Origin of the sequence: Candidatus Pelagibacter sp. HIMB1485, assembly GCF_052048055.1 — a bacterium.
Classification (GTDB): Bacteria; Pseudomonadota; Alphaproteobacteria; order Pelagibacterales; family Pelagibacteraceae; genus Pelagibacter.
In genome coordinates this window covers 532097-546900 of the sequence record NZ_JBNAIN010000002.1, presented here as the reverse complement: position 1 = coordinate 546900, position 14804 = coordinate 532097, and the positions used below count along the sequence as shown (strand labels likewise).

Here is a 14804-nt window from a genome sequence, read left to right as displayed (position 1 = left end):
TTATTCTAAAATTTTAATTTCAGTTTCTAACTTCACACCTGTTTTCTCAAAAACATTTTTTGACACATATTCAATCAAACTCTTCATATCTTTAAATTTAGCATTACCTTTATTTACAAAAAAATTACAGTGTTTTTCTGAAATATATGCATCACCAAAAGAAATATCCAATGGAACAGACTCTTTTATTAGTTCCCAAACCTTTTTTTCAGATTGATCTAAAGGGTTTTTAAAAGTGCTTCCGCTGGTTTTAATTCTTGTTGGTTGTGCTTTTTCTTTTTTTTCTTTTAAAAAATTCATTTCATTTTGGATTAATTCTTTTTCTTTCTTAAACCCTTTAAAGGAGGCGCTTAAAAAAATAAGGTCGTCAGATAAACCGCTATCTCTGTATTTAAAATTTATATCTTTTGCAGGTATAGTTACTACCTGGCCAGATTTAGTAACTGCTTGTATCGAAATTAGAATATCTTTAAATTCTCTATTAAAACAACCAGCATTCATTTTAATTCCACCGCCAACTGTACCTGGTATACAAGATAAAAATTCAAAACCACCTAGACTATTTTCTAATGCAAATTCTGATAATGATTTGTCACTAACAATACTTCCTGCAATAATTATATCATCTGACAGAACTGATAAATTTTTAAAATTATTTGCAAGCTTGATTACTACACCGTCATATTTGTCGTCAGTTATTAATGTGTTGGACCCTCCACCTAAGACAAAGATATTTTCTTTATTTTCTATAATTTTTAAAAATTTGATTAAATCTTTTAAATTATCTGCTTTAAAATAAATTTTAGCTTTACCACCAATATTAAACCAATTTTTTTTTTTTAAATCACAGTCTAGTTTTAGGTTTTGACCAAACTCTTCTGACAGTTCTTTCAAATTAGTTATCATTATAAATATTTGGGTAATTCTCTCATCCAGCTTGAAATTGAACCAGCACCCATACCAATTACAATTTTTTTTCCATAAATATTACTTTTTACATATTTTGCTAATTGCAATTGATCCTCGATCATCAATAATTCAACCCTCGAATTTTTAATAATTTGTTTTGCAAAACTAAGATAACTAAATCCGAGTTTCATTTTTTCGCCGGCATTATAAATTGGAAATAAAATTACTTTATCAGCATCTCTAAAAGCGTAACTAAACTCTTTTTTTAAATCTTTTACTCTTGATATTCTATGGGGTTGAAAAATACATATCTTCTCATAACCTTTATATACTTTCATTACCCCATTAAGTACTTCTCTTATCTCAGTTGGATGATGTGCATAGTCATCAAAAAAATCAACATTATTAAAAGAAAAAATCTTATTAAATCTTCTTTGAACACCTTTAAAATTTTTAAGTCCTTTTTTTATATCAAATATTGATATTCCAACAGTCAACGACACTGCAAGAGCCGCAACTGCATTTTTAATATTATGATTTCCTAAAAGGGGAACTATTATATTTTTTAAGAAACGATTTTTTTTGTTTGGTAATTTTATTAATAAATCAAATTTTGAAAATTCTTTATATTGATTTATATTTTTTATAGAAAAGTTTGATTTAGGATCTTCACCATATGTATAAAAATTTTTCTTTTTAATATTTTTAATTAAATTTTTATTATTCTTGTCATCTAAACAGATAAATGATTTTCCAAAAGATGGAACCTTCTCAACAAAATCAATAAAATATTTATTTAATTTTTTCATCGAATTATAAAAATCCATGTGCTCTCTATCAATGTTAGTTATGATAGAATAAGTTGGTGGAATAAATATAAAGCTACCATCAGACTCATCTGCCTCCAAAATAGACCAATCACTTTTACCTAATTTTGCTGTATTATTGATTGAATTTATAACTCCTCCATTAATAATCGTCGGGTCTATTTTTGTATTTTGAAAAATTGATGCAATTAAAGAAGTAGTTGTTGTTTTGCCGTGAGAGCCGACAACTACAATATTTTTAGAAAGAGACACAATGTTTGCTAACATTTCGCCTCTTTTGTATATTGGTAGACCTTTTGATTTTGCTTCAATTAATTCTGGGTTATTTTGTTTAATTGCTGAAGAAACAACCAAAATTGTAGCCTTACTTATATTCTGTTTTTTATGTCCAAGGTAAACTTTGATTTTTTCATTTCTAATCCTATTAATATTTTTATTATTTGAAATATCACTTCCTTGAACTTTAAAACCTTTTCTCTTCATTATCATTGAAAGGCCACTCATCCCTATCCCACCTATACCAACAAAATGAATAACTTCTGATTTAGCTAATTCAATTTTCATTTAAAATTCCCAATAAATTTTGATTAACATTATTCCAAGTATTTTGATAATTTAATTTTTTTAGATTTTCTTTTTTTGCGACATAATCTTCGTCTTTCTTTAATATTTTTATCAATAATTCTTCAAATTTCTTTTTATCAAATTTTTTTTGATCAATTATCCAGCAACAATCTTTATCATAATAATATTTAGCATTTTCATATTGATGATTATCCTTAGAACTAGGAAGTGGTATGGCGATAAAAGGAACATTCATTAATGACATTTCAGCCAAGCTTGAAGCGCCTGACCTTGATATACATAAATCAGACTGTTTCATAAGTTCATTTAAATTTTGATCAAAACTAAAAACATTGCTTTCTATATTATTAATTTTATAAAAATTTTTTAAATAGTTTATGTTTTTTTCACTAGTTTGATGAATTACATTAATTAAGTAAGAATTTGAGACACTCAAAATTGATTCATTAATAAGTGTATCAAAAATTTTAGCTCCTTGACTACCTCCAATAATCATAATGGTAAATAAATTTACATCTTTTTTATGTAAATTTGCCTCATAATATTTTTTTCTTATAAAAGGCTTTGAAATTGTTTTCTGATTTTCAAATTTTTTTGGATAATTTTTTAAGTTTATTGAATAACAAATTAATTTTTTAGAAAAATTTAAAAAAAATTTATTCGCTCTTCCTAAAACCATATTTGGTTCAATTAAAAAAATTTTAATATTTAGAATTTTTGCAGCTAAACATAAAGGTAAAGACATGTACCCACCCGTTGAAATTAAGTAAGAAATTTTTTCTTTTTTTAATATTTTTAGAGAATTAATTGTTAATATTAAGACTTTAAATAATGAAAAAGGAAAAAGTATTAAGCTATTAAACTTTGGTGTATCAATTAAAATAGATCTATAATTATTTTTTTCTAAATATTTTAATCCTCTAGAATCTGTTGAGATTATTGTATCATATTTTTCTTTTAAATGGTCATGAATTGTAATTGCAGGAATGACATGTCCTCCTGAACCTCCAGTGGAAATTAATACTTTTTCTCTCACCTATTATATTTTTCTTTTTGTTAAATTTAAAATTATACCTGTCAATATTGAGGTACTTACAATTGAAGAGCCACCATAACTCAAAAAAGGTAATGTCATTCCAGTTGTTGGAAATAATCTTATATTAACTCCAATATGAATTGTGGCCTGCATAAGAATTAAACTTACTGATCCGATTAGAATAAGTTTATTTTGCTCCTCAGTTTCAAAACTTATTTTTCTAAAAACCATATAAATTAAGACTAAAAACAAAATTAAGATTAAAATTATGGCAATCACACCAAACTCTTCAGAAATTACTGAAATAATATAATCAGTATGCGCTTCTGGTACTCTATTTTTAAGTGTTCCTTCTCCAATCCCTTTTCCAAAAAAACCACCGCTTGTTATTGACTCTATTGCTTTATCTGATTGAAAATTATGAGTGCCTGTTTCTTTATCAAAAAATGAAAAAATTCTAGCTTTAATATAACTAAATTTTGGTATGTAAATAATCATATAAGATAACAAAATTAATCCAGTAGAAGAGATTGCGAGCAAAAAATATAAATTAATACCTGAGCAAAATATCAAAACAGCCCATAAAAATACTACTAATAATGTTTGGCCAATATCTGGCTGAATGATCAGTAGCAAAGAAACTAAAGTCATTAAAATTGTTGATGCTAAATATTTGAATAAAATATTGGTTTCATTTTTACATAAAATAATTGCAAAAATTACAATCAAAAAAGGTTTAACTATTTCTATGGGTTGAAATCTTGGTAAAAAAAATAAATCGATCCATCTCCTTGACCCCTTAACTTCTATGCCAATTATAGGTACTAAAAACAAAGAAAGTAATGAAATAAAAAAGAGAATTATTGAAAATTTATACAATTTATCTTGATTTAAAGATGAAAAAATAAAAATTAAAATTACTCCGATAATTACATAGATTAAATGTTTAAAAAAAAAGAAATAATTGTTGGTATCTAATTTGTCTGAAGCTATGAGTGATGTTGACACTAAAGAGAAAAAAAGTCCAATAGTGAATAAAAAGCTAACTAAAAATAATATAGGTTTGTCTATATTTTTCCACCACTGGTAATAAAATTTATAAATTATGCTATTACTTTGCATATATCATTTTTTTAACTATTTTATTAAAGTAATCTCCTCTATCTTCAAAATTTTTAAAACTATCAAATGATGCACCAGCAGGACTAAAAAAAATTATATTTTTTTTAATTTCTTGATCTTTTATCTCTAGTAAAATTGAACGTAAGGTTTCATTTAAAGTTTTATATTTTTTTACCTTTAATTTATTTCTCAAAACTTTATGAAACTTATTTCGATATGAACCAAAAATGAACGCTTTTATATTTTTACATTTTATTTTAGATAATTTGAACTTATCATTTTTTTTTGGTATTCCTCCCAAAATCCAATAAACATCATTCAAATTATTTAATATATTTTCTGAAGAAGCGAAGCTTGTTGATTTAGAATCGTTAATTATTGTTAAATTTTTTTTATCAAAAATAATTTGTTGTCTATAATTAAGACCTTTAAAATTATTTATTGTTTGGATTAATCTATTTTTTGAAAGTTTCAATTTAGGTGCAATTTCAAAAATAAATGAAAGATTTTCTCTATTGCCGTCAGAAGCAAAGTATTTATTACTAATCTTATCAATTATATTTTTCAAATTTGAGATATCAACTTTATAAATTTTTGACTTAAATTTATTTTTTTTAATTTTTTTTGAAATTAATGAATCATTTTTTTTAACGTACGCAAAATTTCCCTTAACTTGTGACTCGATTAATTTAAATTTTGCATTGACATAATTTTTCAGGTTCTTGTGTCTCTCAATATGATCTGCTGAAATGTTTAAAATTAAGCTATATTTTGAACTGAAAATCTTTGAATAATCTAGCTGATACGAGGAGGCTTCGATCACAAAAATCGTTTTTTTTGTTATTTTTTTCTCTGCAAGTGCTGGGTTTCCTATATTCCCAATTAATCGAGCATCTTTTTTTTGATCAACCAAAGCATTTTGAAGTATTTTTGCTGTAGTTGATTTTCCATTAGTACCTGTGATTGTTATGCTCAAATTATCATAAAAAGAGTACAAAACATCAAGATCTGTATAAATTTTTCGTGAATTTTTTTTCAAGAATGTCGATAATTTACATTTTGAAATATCTATTCCTGGACTAATAATTATTACATCAAAACTTATTTTTGAAAATTCACTTAAACTTAATATTTTTTTATTTATTTTTGGATTATCATCAAAAAGATAAACATCTGCCTTTTTTTTTAAAAATTTATATGAAGATATTCCACTTTTGCCTAGTCCATATATTAATATTTTTTTTCTTAAAAAAATATTTTTTTTATTTTTCATTATCTTAATTTTAACGTAGCAAGTCCTATCATTGCTAAAATTATTGAGATAATCCAAAATCTAATAACTACAGTGGACTCTGGCCAACCTTTTTTCTCAAAATGATGATGTATGGGAGCCATTCTAAAAATTCTTTTTCCTGTAAGTTTAAATGAAATTACCTGAACCATCACAGAGACTGCTTCTAAAACGAAAAGACCTCCCGTTATTGCTAGAACAATCTCGTGTTTTGTTATTATACCTACAGCTCCTAGTGAACCACCTAAAGATAAAGAGCCTGTGTCTCCCATAAAAATTTTAGCTGGAGGAGCATTAAACCATAAAAAACCCAAGCAAGCCCCAATAATCGCACCACAAAAAATTGCAACTTCACCTGTTCCTTCAATATAAGGGATTTGTAAATAATTTGAAAAAACAATATTTCCAGTTACATAGCTTATAAATGCAAAACAAGCTGCTACCAATATTACTGGTACTGTTGCCAAACCATCTAGACCATCTGTTAGATTTACAGCATTAGAGGAACCTATTATTACAAATACAGCAAAAGGAATAAAAAACCATCCAAGATTAATTATTAAATTTTTAAAAAAAGGAAAATATAAATTATTTAAATCTTGATAATCATTCAAATAAACAAACAGACCTACACCTAGTAAAGCTAAAATAATTTGTACAGTTATTTTAAACTTTGATGAAATTCCAGAGGAATTACTTTGCTTAATTTTTTTATAATCATCAAATGCACCAAGTAATCCAAATGAAAGAGCAATGTATAAACAAAATAAAATATTATTATTTGATAAATCTGCCCATAAAATAACTGAAATAATTAGTCCAAGTAAAATAATAATTCCACCCATTGTTGGAGTTCCAATTTTTTTTACTATGTGATCTTCAGGTCCATCATCTCTAATTGGATTAAAAATTTTTTGATTTGAAAAAAATTTTATAAAAGGACCTCCAATAAACAAAACTATTACTAATGAAGTAAAAAAAGATAAACCTGTTCTAAAAGTTAAATATTTAAAGACGTTTAAAAAGCCAAAATTATCAACAAAATTTAATAGAAACTGGTATAGCATTTAATTTAAACCTTTTATTTCATTAACTATCTTATTGAAACCTGTCGCAAGTGAGGCTTTAATCATTAAATAATCATTGTTTTTAATGTCATTTCTAATCAAATCATCTATCTCAGATTTGTTACGTAATATTTTACCTTTTTTACTATTAGATATTTTTTTATATATCAAAGAAGCCATTTTTCCATTTACAAAAACCTTATCAATTTTGGTTTGATTTATTAATGGAGCAATAGATTCATGAAGTTTTTTAGAATAACTACCAAGCTCCAACATGTCGCCAAGCAGCAAATATTTTTTAGACCTATTTGACTTTATTTTATCAAAATTTTTAATAGCAGAACTTAATGATAGTGGGTTTGAGTTATAACTTTGATCAATTAAATTTATTTTTTTATTATATATTTTTATTGTTGAATGGTCCCCTCTTCCATTAGGAATTTTAAAATTTAAAAAAATGTTTTTATTTAAATTAAATATATTTAAATTCACACTAATAACAGCTAATGCAGATAAAATATTATAAATATTGTTTTGATAGTCGTTAGAGATTATAAAATATTTAATTTTATTCATAATTCTAATTTTAATTTTAAAATTTTTTCTAAACGATATAATATCTATTAACTTAACATCTGCTCTATTACTTTTAATACCAAATGAAATTAATTTAAGATTTCTCTTTTTGGCAATTTCTTCATGAAGCTTAAAAAATTTATCATCTGCATTTAAGATGATAGAACCATTTGATTTGATATTATTTATAATCTCTGATTTTGCTAAAGCAATTTGTTTTATATTTTTAAAATTTTTTGCATGGGCATAATTTATATTTGTAATAACTCCAATATTTGGCTGAATTATTTTTGTTAGATAATCAATTTCACCCTTTTTATCCATTCCTACTTCTAAAACTCCATATTGATCATTTTCTTTAATATTAAGAAGACTTAAAGGAACCCCAAATTTATTGTTATAAGACTTCGGTGATATACTTGTAATTGAAATTTTTCCCAAAACACTTCCTAATAATTCTTTGAGTGTAGTCTTCCCACAACTACCTGTTATAGCTATAATATTAGTGCTTATATTTTTTCTGTATACGTTTGAAACATTTGTTAAAAATTTTAAGGTGTTTTTAACTTTTATCTGCCGTTTAATATTAAGATTATTTTGAATCTTATTTACAATTGCTAATGATGCTTTTTTCTTAAATGATTGTGAAACAAATTTATTTCCATCATTTACTTTTCCTTTAATAGCAAAAAAAACATCATTTTTTCTTACTTCATTAGAATTAATACTCACGTTATTTATAGAAATAGACTTTGGTAATTTTTGAGTGTTAGAAAGTTCTTTTATTATATTTATTTTTAATTGATTGGATAAATTTTTGTTTTTTTTATCGATTTCTTTTAGAATTTTTATTCTATCGGAAAATTTGATTTTCTTTTTGCCAATTTCCTGTGTGTTTTCGTGCCCTTTTCCTGCAACTAATAAAATATCCCCACTTTTTAAATTTTTAATAGCCTTAGATATTGCCATTGCTCTATTAGAAATTTCTATAATTTTCTTAGCATTGATGCCCTTTTTAATATCTTTTCTTATATTTACTGGGTTTTCATAACGAGGGTTATCATCAGTCAGATAGATATTATCTGAATAAATACTTGCTATTTTACCCATTTTCATTCTTTTGTTTTGGTCTCTATTACCCCCACAGCCAAATAAAAGGTTTAACTTTTTATCGGGAAATTGCTCCTTAATATTTAAGAGACAAACTTTTAAAGCATCAGGCGTATGTGCATAATCAAGAATAACAACTGAATTATTTTTAATTTTACCAATTTTTTCTAACCTACCTTCAACTGGTTTTAATTTTGGTAAGACTTCTAAAATATTTTCAAAATTTAAATTACTTTTTTTTGCTGCCATTGCAGCCATCAAAATATTCTTTATTTGAATTTTACCTATTAAATTTAAATTAATTTCCTTAATTAAATTTTTATGTTTAAATTTGATTCTTTGATTTTCATTATCATATCTATGAGATAATATTTCAAAATTATTTTTCTTTTCATTTATTGCTGATAATTTTAATTTTTTCTTTAAAGAGATTTTCTTGATTGTTTTATATTGAGGTATATTTTTATCTGTAATTATATTTCCCTTTTTTTCTATTAGATTCTTAAACAAATAAAGTTTTGCTTTTAAATAATTTTTTAAATTTTTATGATAATCAAGATGATCTTGTGATAAATTTGTAAAAATTCCTGATTTAAACTTTAACCCATCTAATCTATTTTGTTTTAATCCATGGCTGGAAGCTTCCATGATAACATGTTCAACTTTTTCTTTTTTTAATTTTTGTAAGATCTGTCCTAATTTAATTGGATCAGTAGTTGTATTAAATAAATTTAAATTAATATTCTTTGATTTAACCCCTAGTGTGCCAATTGAAGCAACTTTTTTTTTATTTAATTTCATTATTTGAAGATAAAATTCAGCAACTGAAGATTTTCCATTAGTTCCAGTAACGGCTACTAAATTTTTTGGGATTTTATTGTAAATTTTAAATGCGACTTCTGCTAATAATTTTCTTATATTTTTTGTTCTTATAATCAAAATTCCATTACGAAAATTTTTTATTTTTTGTTCTGTTACAATTATTTTAGAGCCTTTTTCTATAGCTTTAGAAATAAATTTATTTCCATCTGTACTGTTTCCCTTAATTGCAAAGAAAATATTATTTTTTTTTAACGATCTAGTATTAAAAGAGATACCTGAAAAAAATAATTTTTTATAATTTTTGTGGATACCATCAAAATAATTTCCAAGTAACATTATTAGTCAACCTGTATATATTTTGTGGCTAAAATAGGCCCAATTTTATCAATTACTTTGCCTGCTACCTCTACTGATGTCCACCCAGCTGTATTATAAAGTGTTCCCTTCCATCCACCTTTTCTATGCCTATACTTATAATAGTAATCTTTTGATTTTTTGGGTGTATCTAGCATTACAACAAATACAAATTGTGGATTTGAAGTTGGAAATACCGAACTAAAAGTATTTATTTTTGCCTCTGAATATTTTCCTCCTTCTGGTTGGTCTGCTGTGCCTGTTTTGCCTCCAATTTCATAATTTTTAACATCTGCAAATCTAGCAGTGCCTTCCTCTGTGTTAACAATTTTTCTTAAAGCATTAACAACTTGTTCTGAAATTCCTTTATTAATTATTCTTTTGTTGTTATTTTTTTTATTATTTTCTTTAAAAACCAATGTTGGATTTACATCGTAGCCACCATTAGCTAGAATAGCATATCCTTTTGCTAGTTGAAGAATGGTTGTGGTCACTCCATGACCAAAAGAGGCTGTTGCTAATCTACATTTTCCAAAATCATAATCAATTTGAGGTGCCACTTCTTCAATGTCAAAATTAATCTGAGTTAATATTCCAATATTTTTCAAAAAAGATTTGAATTTTTCTGGACCAACCATTTGTGCAATTCTTACAGATCCTATGTTTCCAGATCTAACTAAGATTTGCTCAGCAGTTAAATCTGAAGGAATTTCATTATCATATTCTCCAATTCTGTATCTGTCACACTTAATTGATTTTGGTAAATCTAAAAATTTAGTATCTGGTTCAATTAATTTTTCATTTAAAGCGCTTGCAAAAGTAAAAACTTTAAAGACCGAACCAAGTTCATAAGTTCCTTTTGTTACTCTATTAATATAATTGACATCCGATATATTTTTTCTCTCATTTGGATTAAAATCAGGTAATGAAACTAAAGAGAGTATGTTGCCATTATTAACATCCATTAAAATTGCTGCACTTCCCTTGCTTTTAAAAATTTCCTGATATTTTAATAATTCTTTTCTAATTAAAAATTGAATATCTTTATCAACAGTTAATTTAATAGGGTCTCTAGATGATGTAAGATTTTCATTTAACGACTTTTCTAATCCTGAAATACCATTATTGTCATTATCTATTTGTCCTAAAATATGACTAAAAAGATTTTTCTGTGGATACATTCTAAGCACTTTTTCTTCAGGGATAAGAGATTTATCTCCCAACTTCATAATTTGCTCATATTTTTCTTCTGAAATTTTTTTCTCTAAATAAAAAAACTTTTTGTTTTCTATTTTTTTTTCAATTTCATTAAAATCTTTGTCTGGGAAAATAATCTTTAGACTTAACAGTAATTTTTCTTTACTAATTATGTCTGAAGTTTTAAGACCAATATCGATTGATTTAACCGTTTTTGCTAAATAATTTCCATTAATATCTAAAATATCTGCTCTATAAAGATCATTACTTAAAGGAAGTGTAATGCTTGTATTTTCAATTTTTGCCTCTCGAGAGCCTAAATGAATTAAATGTATTATGTATATTGAATAAATAATAAAAAAGACAAAAAATATAAATGCAACTCGATTGAATTGAATATTTAATCCAGTATTGTTTTTTTTATAAACAAAATCAGTTTTGTGATCTTCAATTGTTAATCTTTCTTTGAAATTGCTCATTTTTCCTTAGTTATTTTATAATCCTCTAATTTATTTATATTTTCTGAAATATTATAAATTTTAATATCTTCTATTTTTTTTTGAACTAATTGATCTTCAAAATATAAAGATTGATATTCCAATAATTTTTCAGCAGAACTTAGATAATCATATTCCAACTGAATATTTTCTAATTCTGACTTTAAAAGTCTTGCGCTTTCTTTGTAAGCAAATATTTTATCTTCTATTTTTTTTGTAGTATTTTTGATAATTGCTGTAGTTAAAACTAAAATTATAATTGTTAATGCGAGTAATAATTTTTTCAAAGTTTATCTCCAAACTTTTCAATTTCTAAGAAATATTTAAATTTTTCCTCTATATCTGTGTCAAAATTAAAGAAATCACTTTTCTTAATTGCATATCTTAATTTTGCAGATCTAGAAGGTGGATTTTCTTTTATCTCAAGATCAGATGGAACAATTGGTTTTTTTTGACTTAAATTAAAAAGAGTTTCTTTTTGTTCAGTTTGAGGTGTGTATCTTGAAATACTTTTATTTTGAGAAAGGCTTTTTAAAAAATATTTTACAATTTTATCTTCCAAAGAGTGAAACGTAACAACTGCTAAAACACCTCCCTTTTTTAGTACTTTTGTAGCATTTATCAGTCCATAAATTAATTCACTAATTTCTTTATTTACAAAAATTCTAAGTGCTTGAAAAACTTTAGTTGAATTATGTACTTTAAAATTTTTTCTTATTTTTGATTTATCAACAATTTTAATTAAACCCTGTGTATCAATTTTCTTATTTAATCTTTCTTTTACAATATTTTTAGAAATATATTTTGCATCTTTTTCATCTCCAAAGTATTTAAAAATTTTTTCCAACTCTTTTGCATCAAGTTTATTTATAGCATCAGCAGCTGAATACTTATTTAAACCCAATTGCATATTTAAATCTGTCATTGAGTTGAATGATAATCCTTTTTTTGGATCTTTCATTTGTGTTAATGAATATCCTAGATCAAAAATAACGCCTTTGATATTTTCATTTTTAATTTTTAAATTTGTTAATTGACTAAATTTTAAATTTTTGAAAATGAATCTATCTTCAAAATTTTCTAAAATTGAATTTGCAACTTTTTGACTTTCAATATCCCTATCAAGTCCTATAACGTTTGTGTTTTCAAACTCTAATATTTTTTTTGAATATCCACCTTGACCAAATGTACAGTCTATAAATGTGCCACCATGTTGAGGGGTGATAACGCTAATAATTTCTTCTAGCAGTACTGGATAATGTTTTTGTACATCCGGTACTATGGTGGCTTCCATTTATTTCTTTGAAGACCATTAATTTTTTTGTCTTCTTAGGAAAGCAGGAATTTCAAGATCATCTTCATCTTCTTGATCTTCAGAATTCAACAAATCTGATGGCGAAGAGTTTTCACTTTCTGAACTAAATAAATCTGGTGAATCTGAATCTACGCCAAACTCCTTGAGATCATTTGATGGTTCTTCTTGAACATTTTCATCATGATTTTTTTCTTCAAATGTTTCTACTGCTTCTTGAGTAAATGATTTTTCCATTTCATTTACAGTGCTGTCTTCGACAATGTTTTCTGTTATTGCACTGTTTTCTGAAGCGAAGTTTTCGTTCATCATATTGTTTTCAATACTTACTTGTTCTTGAACTATCTCATTCTCAACCTTAAGAGCGTTAGCACCATGAGTAATTGGGCTTGATGTGTTTGAAAAATTAAATGCTGGAGACCCCATATTTGAAAAATCAGAATAACCTGGATTACGATTTTGTATTCTATGCACCATATTTACCACTGATTTAGATTCAGGTTGTTGTCCATCTAATGAAGTTGCAACAATTGAAACTCTCATTTTTCCGTCTAAGTCAGCATCAGTTATTGCTCCAATAATTAACTCAGCTTCTGGATCAACCTCTGCTCTTACTTTGTTAACTGCTTCGTCAACTTCAAAAAGTTTTAAGTCTTTACCACCAGTAATATTTACTAGTAACCCTTTAGCACCCTTCAAAGTGTAATCGTCAATTAATGGGTTGCTAATCGCCATCTCTGCAGCTTTAAGTGCCCTACCCTCACCTTCAGCTTCTCCGGTTCCCATCATTGCTTTGCCCATTGAAGCCATTACAGTTTCAACATCTGCAAAATCTAAATTAATTAATCCAGGTCTTACCATTAAATCTGTAATACTCTGAACTCCATGCATCAAAACATTATTTGAAAGATTAAAAGACTCTTCAAAAGTTGTTTGTTCATTTGCAATTTTAAATAGGTTTTGGTTTGGAATTACTATAATAGTATCCACATGTTTTCTTAATTCTTCCAATCCTTGTTGTGCTCTTCGCATTCTAGAGGGGCCTTCATATAAAAATGGAAGAGTCACAACACCTACAGTTAATATATTTAATTCTTTAGCAGCTCTAGCGATGACATGAGCAGCACCAGTGCCCGTTCCACCACCCATACCAGCTGCAATAAAAACCATATTTGCACCTTGAAGTGTATTTACAATTTCATTTAGAGATTCATCAGCAGCCGCTTGTCCTATATCTAATTTTGCACCTGCACCTAAACCCTTAGTTAAATTTAAACCAATTTGAATTCTAGTTTTTGCTTTACTTAACTTTAAATCTTGAGCATCTGTATTTACAGCAATAAACTCTACTCCCTGAAGTTTATTATCAATCATTTCATTTATTGCGTTTCCTCCAGCTCCACCTACTCCTAAAACTAAAAGTCGTGGCTGAAGTTCTTTTATCTCTGGTGCTTTAAAGTTAATTGTCATCTTATTTCCCCTCGTTGTTGTTTAAATGTTTTTCCCATTTAAGACTTGCTCGATTTAAATTTGCTTTTTTTCTTGCTGATGTCTTAAATTTTTCAAAAGCTGTTGGTTCCCAAATTTGAAAGGTTTGACCTTGACCAACAAACAACATGCTATTTTTTATTTTTGCATGTTTTAATAATTTTGATGAAAGAGAAATTCTACCTTCACTATCAAACTGTAAATTAGTGCTTTCGGCTAATATTGATGTTGCAAAATAATCTCTTTTTTCCTCAAAAGGATTTAAAGAGTCTATCGCAGAGGAAATTTTTTCAATTCTGTCTTGAGAACATGCTTCTATAGAGGAATTGTTGAAAGATGGATAGCAAATTACTCCATTATAACCTAAATTGGACAAGTGAGATCTGAAGCTAGCAGGCACAGATACTCTCCCCTTTTTGTCTAATTTGTTCTCGTAAGTAGATAAAAACATATATTTTTAATTTTATAAATTCCATAAATGGGAATATATGGGAATATATGGGTATTTAAAATGATAGTCAAATATTGATTCTGTGCTCAATTAAAGTCATTTTTTCAGGAAAAATTTAAAATAATGGTTTGAAATTGACGAGCCCTATCATTTATTTGTT

General features: G+C 26.2%; 12 protein-coding genes. All 12 read right to left on the bottom strand.

From position 1 onward, the window contains the following. The 12 genes from murB to mraZ are packed head-to-tail and all read right to left on the bottom strand — an operon-like array spanning position 1 to position 14644. Complete coding sequence (gene murB / locus ACTTA4_RS05300; RefSeq protein ID WP_440633834.1) at positions 1–906, bottom strand: UDP-N-acetylmuramate dehydrogenase; 906 nt, start codon at positions 904–906, stop codon at positions 1–3. Next, positions 906–2300 carry a UDP-N-acetylmuramate--L-alanine ligase gene (murC, locus tag ACTTA4_RS05295; protein WP_440633833.1) on the bottom strand — a complete coding sequence of 465 codons (1395 nt, stop codon included), beginning with the start codon at positions 2298–2300 and terminating at the stop codon, positions 906–908. The genes murB and murC overlap by 1 nt, the downstream gene beginning before the upstream one ends. Continuing rightward, entirely contained in the window at positions 2290–3357 is a 1068-nt protein-coding gene (locus ACTTA4_RS05290; RefSeq protein ID WP_440633832.1) for a UDP-N-acetylglucosamine--N-acetylmuramyl-(pentapeptide) pyrophosphoryl-undecaprenol N-acetylglucosamine transferase, read from the bottom strand. Before ACTTA4_RS05290 ends, murC begins: the two co-directional genes overlap by 11 nt. 3 nt (positions 3358–3360) lie before the next feature. Then, positions 3361–4479 carry an FtsW/RodA/SpoVE family cell cycle protein gene (locus ACTTA4_RS05285; protein WP_440633831.1) on the bottom strand — a complete coding sequence of 373 codons (1119 nt, stop codon included), beginning with the start codon at positions 4477–4479 and terminating at the stop codon, positions 3361–3363. Beyond that, positions 4469–5752 carry a UDP-N-acetylmuramoyl-L-alanine--D-glutamate ligase gene (murD, locus tag ACTTA4_RS05280; protein ID WP_440633830.1) on the bottom strand — a complete coding sequence of 428 codons (1284 nt, stop codon included), beginning with the start codon at positions 5750–5752 and terminating at the stop codon, positions 4469–4471. The genes ACTTA4_RS05285 and murD overlap by 11 nt, the downstream gene beginning before the upstream one ends. After that, positions 5752–6837: a phospho-N-acetylmuramoyl-pentapeptide-transferase gene (gene mraY, locus ACTTA4_RS05275; protein ID WP_440633829.1), complete on the bottom strand. Its 1086-nt coding sequence runs from the start codon at positions 6835–6837 to the stop codon at positions 5752–5754. Before mraY ends, murD begins: the two co-directional genes overlap by 1 nt. After that, positions 6838–9681 (bottom strand): UDP-N-acetylmuramoyl-L-alanyl-D-glutamate--2,6-diaminopimelate ligase, encoded by a 2844-nt coding sequence (locus ACTTA4_RS05270; protein WP_440633828.1) that lies wholly within the window; start codon positions 9679–9681, stop codon positions 6838–6840. 2 nt (positions 9682–9683) lie between these two features. Beyond that, on the bottom strand, positions 9684–11375 hold the full coding sequence (locus ACTTA4_RS05265) for a peptidoglycan D,D-transpeptidase FtsI family protein (protein WP_440633827.1): 1692 nt from the start codon (positions 11373–11375) through the stop codon (positions 9684–9686). Next, positions 11372–11680, bottom strand: coding sequence for a cell division protein FtsL (locus ACTTA4_RS05260; RefSeq protein ID WP_440633826.1), 309 nt, complete (start codon positions 11678–11680; stop codon positions 11372–11374). Before ACTTA4_RS05260 ends, ACTTA4_RS05265 begins: the two co-directional genes overlap by 4 nt. Then, positions 11677–12687 (bottom strand): 16S rRNA (cytosine(1402)-N(4))-methyltransferase RsmH, encoded by a 1011-nt coding sequence (gene rsmH / locus ACTTA4_RS05255; RefSeq protein ID WP_440633825.1) that lies wholly within the window; start codon positions 12685–12687, stop codon positions 11677–11679. Before rsmH ends, ACTTA4_RS05260 begins: the two co-directional genes overlap by 4 nt. 18 nt (positions 12688–12705) lie before the next feature. Further along, on the bottom strand, positions 12706–14175 hold the full coding sequence (ftsZ, locus tag ACTTA4_RS05250; RefSeq protein ID WP_440633824.1) for a cell division protein FtsZ: 1470 nt from the start codon (positions 14173–14175) through the stop codon (positions 12706–12708). 1 nt (position 14176) lies between these two features. Further along, positions 14177–14644, bottom strand: coding sequence for a division/cell wall cluster transcriptional repressor MraZ (gene mraZ, locus ACTTA4_RS05245; protein WP_440633823.1), 468 nt, complete (start codon positions 14642–14644; stop codon positions 14177–14179). Between the last annotated feature and the right edge of the window lie 160 nt (positions 14645–14804).

Coding starts and splice junctions, on each gene's coding strand:
- mraZ (WP_440633823.1), bottom strand. CDS start 14,644: ATGTTTTTATCTACTTACGAGAACAAATTAGACAAAAAGGGGAGAGTA.
- murB (WP_440633834.1), bottom strand. CDS start 906: ATGATAACTAATTTGAAAGAACTGTCAGAAGAGTTTGGTCAAAACCTA.
- murD (WP_440633830.1), bottom strand. CDS start 5,752: ATGAAAAATAAAAAAAATATTTTTTTAAGAAAAAAAATATTAATATAT.
- ftsZ (WP_440633824.1), bottom strand. CDS start 14,175: ATGACAATTAACTTTAAAGCACCAGAGATAAAAGAACTTCAGCCACGA.
- ACTTA4_RS05285 (WP_440633831.1), bottom strand. CDS start 4,479: ATGCAAAGTAATAGCATAATTTATAAATTTTATTACCAGTGGTGGAAA.
- murC (WP_440633833.1), bottom strand. CDS start 2,300: ATGAAAATTGAATTAGCTAAATCAGAAGTTATTCATTTTGTTGGTATA.
- ACTTA4_RS05265 (WP_440633827.1), bottom strand. CDS start 11,375: ATGAGCAATTTCAAAGAAAGATTAACAATTGAAGATCACAAAACTGAT.
- ACTTA4_RS05270 (WP_440633828.1), bottom strand. CDS start 9,681: ATGTTACTTGGAAATTATTTTGATGGTATCCACAAAAATTATAAAAAA.
- rsmH (WP_440633825.1), bottom strand. CDS start 12,687: ATGGAAGCCACCATAGTACCGGATGTACAAAAACATTATCCAGTACTG.
- mraY (WP_440633829.1), bottom strand. CDS start 6,837: ATGCTATACCAGTTTCTATTAAATTTTGTTGATAATTTTGGCTTTTTA.